At 52.6% G+C, this 5,400-nt stretch carries 2 tRNA genes and 3 rRNA genes; all 5 read left to right on the forward strand.

Annotated elements, in window-relative coordinates:
• Positions 1-159 precede the first annotated feature (159 nt).
• Positions 160-1,696 (forward strand): 16S ribosomal RNA (locus POR01S_RS13745).
• Between the two features lie 96 nt (positions 1,697-1,792).
• Positions 1,793-1,869: transfer RNA gene (locus tag POR01S_RS13750), tRNA-Ile, on the forward strand.
• A gap of 6 nt (positions 1,870-1,875) precedes the next feature.
• A tRNA-Ala gene (locus POR01S_RS13755) sits at positions 1,876-1,951 on the forward strand.
• A gap of 277 nt (positions 1,952-2,228) precedes the next feature.
• Positions 2,229-5,121, forward strand: a 23S ribosomal RNA gene (locus POR01S_RS13760).
• Positions 5,122-5,282: 161 nt separating this feature from the next.
• Positions 5,283-5,398: ribosomal RNA gene (gene rrf / locus POR01S_RS13765) — 5S ribosomal RNA — on the forward strand.
• Together the 16S, 23S and 5S rRNA genes with 2 tRNA genes alongside form the textbook arrangement of a ribosomal RNA operon.
• Positions 5,399-5,400: the final 2 nt, after the last annotated feature.

A 5,400-nucleotide genomic window follows, 5' to 3' on the forward strand; every position in this document is an offset into this window, starting at 1 on the left:
CTGCTCTTTAACAAGTTGAATCAAGCAATTCGTGTGGGTGCTTGTGAGATAAGTCTGATGTCGCAAGATTATCAGCAACACAAGTAACTCGTGAATTCATGAGTTTTTTGCGATTGCTGAGCCAAGTTTAGGGTTTTCTCAAAACCCGATCAGTCTACTTAACTGAAGAGTTTGATCATGGCTCAGATTGAACGCTGGCGGCAGGCCTAACACATGCAAGTCGAGCGGATGAGAGGAGCTTGCTCCTCGATTCAGCGGCGGACGGGTGAGTAATGCCTAGGAATCTGCCTAGTAGTGGGGGACAACGTTTCGAAAGGAACGCTAATACCGCATACGTCCTACGGGAGAAAGTGGGGGATCTTCGGACCTCACGCTATTAGATGAGCCTAGGTCGGATTAGCTAGTTGGTAGGGTAAAGGCCTACCAAGGCGACGATCCGTAACTGGTCTGAGAGGATGATCAGTCACACTGGAACTGAGACACGGTCCAGACTCCTACGGGAGGCAGCAGTGGGGAATATTGGACAATGGGCGAAAGCCTGATCCAGCCATGCCGCGTGTGTGAAGAAGGCCTTCGGGTCGTAAAGCACTTTAAGTTGGGAGGAAGGGCTCATAGCGAATACCTGTGAGTTTTGACGTTACCAACAGAATAAGCACCGGCTAACTTCGTGCCAGCAGCCGCGGTAATACGAAGGGTGCAAGCGTTAATCGGAATTACTGGGCGTAAAGCGCGCGTAGGTGGCTTGATAAGTTGGATGTGAAATCCCCGGGCTCAACCTGGGAACTGCATCCAAAACTGTCTGGCTAGAGTGCGGTAGAGGGTAGTGGAATTTCCAGTGTAGCGGTGAAATGCGTAGATATTGGAAGGAACACCAGTGGCGAAGGCGACTACCTGGACTGACACTGACACTGAGGTGCGAAAGCGTGGGGAGCAAACAGGATTAGATACCCTGGTAGTCCACGCCGTAAACGATGTCAACTAGCCGTTGGGATCCTTGAGATCTTAGTGGCGCAGCTAACGCATTAAGTTGACCGCCTGGGGAGTACGGCCGCAAGGTTAAAACTCAAATGAATTGACGGGGGCCCGCACAAGCGGTGGAGCATGTGGTTTAATTCGAAGCAACGCGAAGAACCTTACCTGGCCTTGACATGCTGAGAACTTTCCAGAGATGGATTGGTGCCTTCGGGAACTCAGACACAGGTGCTGCATGGCTGTCGTCAGCTCGTGTCGTGAGATGTTGGGTTAAGTCCCGTAACGAGCGCAACCCTTGTCCTTAGTTACCAGCACGTTATGGTGGGCACTCTAAGGAGACTGCCGGTGACAAACCGGAGGAAGGTGGGGATGACGTCAAGTCATCATGGCCCTTACGGCCAGGGCTACACACGTGCTACAATGGTCGGTACAAAGGGTTGCCAAGCCGCGAGGTGGAGCTAATCCCATAAAACCGATCGTAGTCCGGATCGCAGTCTGCAACTCGACTGCGTGAAGTCGGAATCGCTAGTAATCGTGAATCAGAACGTCACGGTGAATACGTTCCCGGGCCTTGTACACACCGCCCGTCACACCATGGGAGTGGGTTGCTCCAGAAGTAGCTAGTCTAACCTTCGGGAGGACGGTTACCACGGAGTGATTCATGACTGGGGTGAAGTCGTAACAAGGTAGCCGTAGGGGAACCTGCGGCTGGATCACCTCCTTAATCGAAGATGTCAGCTTGCTGGCAAGCTCCCACACGAATTGCTTGATTCACTGATAGAAGAGCAATTGAGTTAGATAGACTCAAGGTAAGACGATTGGGTCTGTAGCTCAGTTGGTTAGAGCGCACCCCTGATAAGGGTGAGGTCGGCAGTTCGAATCTGCCCAGACCCACCAATCGATGGGGCCATAGCTCAGCTGGGAGAGCGCCTGCCTTGCACGCAGGAGGTCAGGAGTTCGATCCTCCTTGGCTCCACCATCTCCACCTGGTCGATAACACGATTGCTTGAAAAGCTCAGAAGTGAGTGTTCGCTTGGCGAATCCTGACTTCTGGTCTTTGATCAGAACTGTTCTTTAAAAAATTGGGAAAGTGATAGAAGTAGACACATTGACTGTTTTCACTGGCAGTCGATGTCGTCAAGGTAAAATCTTGCGAACTCAAGCGCAAGTTTTCGGCGAAATGTCGTCTTCACTCATCTAACGCCTGCAGATCGGTAGCGTCCTTGTGACGCCAGCGAGATTGCTTGGGGTTATATGGTCAAGTGAAGAAGCGCATACGGTGGATGCCTTGGCAGTCAGAGGCGATGAAAGACGTGATAGCCTGCGATAAGCTTCGGTGAGGTGGCAAATGACCTGTGACCCGGAGATCTCTGAATGGGGGAACCCACCTAGCATAAGCTAGGTATCTTAACCTGAATCCATAGGGTTAAGAGGCGAACCAGGGGAACTGAAACATCTAAGTACCCTGAGGAAAAGAAATCAACCGAGATTCCCTTAGTAGTGGCGAGCGAACGGGGACCAGCCCTTAAGTTGATTTGAGAGTAGCGGAACGCTCTGGAAAGTGCGGCCATAGTGGGTGATAGCCCTGTACGCGAAACGCTCTTATCAATGAAATCGAGTAGGACGGGGCACGAGAAACCCTGTCTGAATATGGGGGGACCATCCTCCAAGGCTAAATACTCCTGACTGACCGATAGTGAACCAGTACCGTGAGGGAAAGGCGAAAAGAACCCCGGAGAGGGGAGTGAAATAGAACCTGAAACCGTATGCGTACAAGCAGTGGGAGCCTACTTTGTTAGGTGACTGCGTACCTTTTGTATAATGGGTCAGCGACTTATTTTCAGTGGCGAGCTTAACCGAATAGGGGAGGCGTAGCGAAAGCGAGTCTTAATAGGGCGTCTAGTCGCTGGGAATAGACCCGAAACCGGGCGATCTATCCATGAGCAGGTTGAAGGTTAGGTAACACTGACTGGAGGACCGAACCCACTTCCGTTGAAAAGGCAGGGGATGACTTGTGGATCGGAGTGAAAGGCTAATCAAGCTCGGAGATAGCTGGTTCTCCTCGAAAGCTATTTAGGTAGCGCCTCATGTATCACTCTGGGGGGTAGAGCACTGTTTCGGCTAGGGGGTCATCCCGACTTACCAAACCGATGCAAACTCCGAATACCCAGAAGTGCCGAGCATGGGAGACACACGGCGGGTGCTAACGTCCGTCGTGAAAAGGGAAACAACCCAGACCGTCAGCTAAGGTCCCAAAGTCCTGGTTAAGTGGTAAACGATGTGGGAAGGCTTAGACAGCTAGGAGGTTGGCTTAGAAGCAGCCACCCTTTAAAGAAAGCGTAATAGCTCACTAGTCGAGTCGGCCTGCGCGGAAGATGTAACGGGGCTCAAACCAGGCACCGAAGCTACGGGTATCACCTTTGGTGATGCGGTAGAGGAGCGTTCTGTAAGCCTGTGAAGGTGAGTTGAGAAGCTTGCTGGAGGTATCAGAAGTGCGAATGCTGACATGAGTAACGACAATGCGAGTGAAAAACTCGCACGCCGAAAGACCAAGGGTTCCTGCGCAACGTTAATCGACGCAGGGTGAGTCGGTCCCTAAGGCGAGGCTGAAAGGCGTAGTCGATGGGAAACGGGTTAATATTCCCGTACTTCTAGTTACTGCGATGGGGGGACGGAGAAGGCTAGGCCAGCTTGGCGTTGGTTGTCCAAGTTTAAGGTGGTAGGCTGATCGTTTAGGTAAATCCGGACGGTCTAGGCCGAGAGCTGATGACGATCCTTCTTTTAGAAGGAGAAGTGGTTGATGCCATGCTTCCAGGAAAAGCCTCTAAGCTTCAGGTAACTAGGAACCGTACCCCAAACCGACACAGGTGGTCGGGTAGAGAATACCAAGGCGCTTGAGAGAACTCGGGTGAAGGAACTAGGCAAAATGGCACCGTAACTTCGGGAGAAGGTGCGCCGGTGAGGGTGAAGGGTTTACCCCGTAAGCTCATGCCGGTCGAAGATACCAGGCCGCTGCGACTGTTTATTAAAAACACAGCACTCTGCAAACACGAAAGTGGACGTATAGGGTGTGACGCCTGCCCGGTGCCGGAAGGTTAATTGATGGGGTTAGCGCAAGCGAAGCTCTTGATCGAAGCCCCGGTAAACGGCGGCCGTAACTATAACGGTCCTAAGGTAGCGAAATTCCTTGTCGGGTAAGTTCCGACCTGCACGAATGGCGTAACGATGGCGGCGCTGTCTCCACCCGAGACTCAGTGAAATTGAAATCGCTGTGAAGATGCAGTGTATCCGCGGCTAGACGGAAAGACCCCGTGAACCTTTACTGTAGCTTTGCACTGGACTTTGAGCTTGCTTGTGTAGGATAGGTGGGAGGCTTTGAAGCGTGGACGCCAGTCTGCGTGGAGCCATCCTTGAAATACCACCCTGGCAACCTTGAGGTTCTAACTCTGGTCCGTTATCCGGATCGAGGACAGTGTATGGTGGGCAGTTTGACTGGGGCGGTCTCCTCCTAAAGAGTAACGGAGGAGTACGAAGGTGCGCTCAGACCGGTCGGAAATCGGTCGCAGAGTATAAAGGCAAAAGCGCGCTTGACTGCGAGACAGACACGTCGAGCAGGTACGAAAGTAGGTCTTAGTGATCCGGTGGTTCTGTATGGAAGGGCCATCGCTCAACGGATAAAAGGTACTCCGGGGATAACAGGCTGATACCGCCCAAGAGTTCATATCGACGGCGGTGTTTGGCACCTCGATGTCGGCTCATCACATCCTGGGGCTGAAGCCGGTCCCAAGGGTATGGCTGTTCGCCATTTAAAGTGGTACGCGAGCTGGGTTTAGAACGTCGTGAGACAGTTCGGTCCCTATCTGCCGTGGACGTTTGAGATTTGAGAGGGGCTGCTCCTAGTACGAGAGGACCGGAGTGGACGAACCTCTGGTGTTCCGGTTGTCACGCCAGTGGCATTGCCGGGTAGCTATGTTCGGAAGAGATAACCGCTGAAAGCATCTAAGCGGGAAACTTGCCTCAAGATGAGATCTCACTGGAGCCTTGAGCTTCCTGAAGGGCCGTCGAAGACTACGACGTTGATAGGTCGGGTGTGTAAGCGCTGTGAGGCGTTGAGCTAACCGATACTAATTGCCCGTGAGGCTTGACCATATAACACCCAAACAATCTGACCGCGTGTCAGAGCGTGAGGAAGACGACGCCGAAAACGGGCGCGTGGGTTCGCAAGACCCTAAAGACGACATGTCTACTTCGATCACAGACCCAATTGGGCCAGCCAGGCAGCTGTATCGCCTGGCCAGCCAACCGAATTGCTTGACGAACATAGAGCATTGGAACCACCTGATCCCTTCCCGAACTCAGAAGTGAAACGATGCATCGCCGATGGTAGTGTGGGGCTTCCCCATGTGAGAGTAGGTCATCGTCAAGCGC

The organism is Pseudomonas oryzihabitans NBRC 102199, from assembly GCF_000730625.1.
Taxonomy (GTDB): domain Bacteria; phylum Pseudomonadota; class Gammaproteobacteria; order Pseudomonadales; family Pseudomonadaceae; genus Chryseomonas; species Chryseomonas oryzihabitans.